The sequence below is a fragment of the uncultured Methanobrevibacter sp. genome (genome assembly GCF_937906425.1).
Classification (GTDB): domain Archaea; phylum Methanobacteriota; class Methanobacteria; order Methanobacteriales; family Methanobacteriaceae; genus Methanobrevibacter.
Map to the genome: position 1 here is coordinate 1 of NZ_CALCYR010000131.1, position 2385 is coordinate 2385.

Consider the following 2385-nt stretch of genomic DNA (forward strand, 5'->3'; position numbering starts at 1 on the left):
AATATTTTAACTAATTAAAAATCTCATTTTAGTATTTTAACTGACTAAAACACTTATTTTAATATTTTAACTAACTAAAAATCTCATTTTAGTATTTTAACTGACTGAAACTCTTATTTTAATATTTTTAACAAAGTTATGAAAATAATTTTTTAAATGAAATAAATATTCGCATATGAACAAACTAAATAAATATTGATAAAAAAAGTTTGGCTAAAAAGCCAAAACTATAAATTTAAATAGCCATAAGCGGAAATAGCTGCCACAGCACCTTCTCCACATGCTACAACCCACTGTTTTACTCCGCCAGTAATGTCTCCTGCTGAGAAAACTCCTTCAATGTTTGTAGCCTGTTTTTTGTCTGTAACTATATAACCGGCCTCATCAAGTTCAACACCAAGATCGGATGCAAGTTCATTTGAAGGATCATCACCAATAGCTACAAAAACAGCATTTGTAGGAACCTCTTCCTCAACTCCATCCCTTAATAGGCTAACAGATTCAACCATCATTTCCCCATTGATCTTTTCAACTGTGGAATTCCATAAAACCTCAATTCCATTTTCCTCAAGAGCCTTTTGAAGATGATGCTCACACCTAAGCTCATCACGCCTATGGACAAGTCGGACATTACATCCTAAATTCTTTAAATATAAAGCTTCCTGAGCTGCACTATTTCCTCCGCCAATCATTAAAATGTCCTTTCCTACAAAAAACATTCCATCACAGGTAGCACAATATGCAACTCCGCGACCTAAAAATTCATCCTCACCAGGAACATTCAAATGTCTATGACTTGCACCGGTAGCTAAAATAAGGGTTTTGGTTTTAAATTCACGGATTTCATCACTTTCTTCAGTGATTAGCATAGGAGATTTTTTAGTCTTTAAAATAAAACCATCATCTGTTTTTTCAATTGAATTGATTATCTCATTTTCAAGAATTTCACAATATTTTTCAGTTTGAACCTTCATGTTTTGAATCAATTCCATTCCTGAAATAAGCTCATATCCAGGATAGTTTTGCATCATTGGAACTTCAAGCCCATTGCCACCGGTTAAACCCTTATCAATGATTAAAGCCTTTGAATTTTGTCTGCCAGCATACATTCCTGCAGTCAAACCGGCAGGACCTGCACCAACAATTATTATATCATAATCTTCCATATAAATCCCTCAAAATAAATCTTAAATAAATTGTTTTTAAAAAACAATTATATTCATATAACTTAACTTTCGTTTCATATAATTTAATTATTTTCTTTTAACCAAGGATAATTAACAATATCATCAGCAGTGAATCTTTTTTCGGGATCTTTTTCAAATAAATGATTTAAAAATTGTTTCATTTCTTCAGAAATAGTTATTCCATTTTTATTATAATCAAATTTTCCTTCTGTTATTTCTTTAAATAATTCAACAATATTTTCTCTATTTTCTGGCATAAAAGGTAGTCTTTTAAAAATATAAGTATATATTGAAATCCCAAAATCCCAAATATCAACTGCTTTATAATCGATACTTTTTTTTTCTTTTTCTTTATCTTCGACTAATTCAGGAGGAAAAAAATATATATTCCCTTGAGTTCTTAAAATATTATCTTCTGGTTCATTCATCCTTAAAGAGCTGCCAAAATCGGATAATTTACATTTGCCGTCTTTGCCTAATAAAATATTATCTGATTTAATATCACAATGAGCAATATTATTATCATGTAAAAATTTAATTCCAGATGCTATTTCTAATATCCATTTTTTAATTAATTTTTCATCGTATTTATTATTATCGAATTTACTATTTAAAGTGAATATTCCAGTTTCTTCATTGACTGTTATTAATGGCTCTGCTAATTCTATTATTAAATAAGTTTTGTCTTTTTCTTTATCGTTTATTATTTGATATAAAGATAATATATTTGGATGTGTTTTAGGTATTACTTTATATGTTTTTATTTCGTTTAATGCATCTTCTATCATATAATGTATTAATAAAGAGCCTTCGTTGGTTTTATCAAAGGCTTTCTTTTTTTTCCGTAGTAAATAATTCTTTGTTATTTTCACAGCGTATTCCCTTTGTGAATTTATTTCTATACATTTTTTTACTTTTGAATATGAGCCTCGACCTATTGTCTCTTTAAACATGTATTCATTAACTATTTTACTTCCGGTTTCTTCATCATAATTTATTACCACCTTATCTGTTTCTATTAATTTTTTAGTAATATTTTTTTCATTTTCTATTTCTTTTTCCATTTTTTTATAAACATTTAAATCCTGTTAAATATAAAATTATTTTATATTTTCATCAGGAAAATTTATTATTTGATAATAACAAATAAAATGGGGATTGGGGATTGGGGATTGGGGATTGGGGATTGGGGATTGGG

Annotated in this window: 2 protein-coding genes; both read right to left on the bottom strand. The window is 28.5% G+C overall.

Annotation, left to right across the window (positions count from 1 at the left end; all coding sequences use genetic code 11):
* Positions 1–227 precede the first annotated feature (227 nt).
* Positions 228–1166 (bottom strand): FAD-dependent oxidoreductase, encoded by a 939-nt coding sequence (locus Q0138_RS03775; protein WP_297981120.1) that lies wholly within the window; start codon positions 1164–1166, stop codon positions 228–230.
* 83 nt (positions 1167–1249) lie between these two features.
* On the bottom strand, positions 1250–2251 hold the full coding sequence (locus tag Q0138_RS03780; protein WP_297981124.1) for a protein kinase: 1002 nt from the start codon (positions 2249–2251) through the stop codon (positions 1250–1252).
* Between the last annotated feature and the right edge of the window lie 134 nt (positions 2252–2385).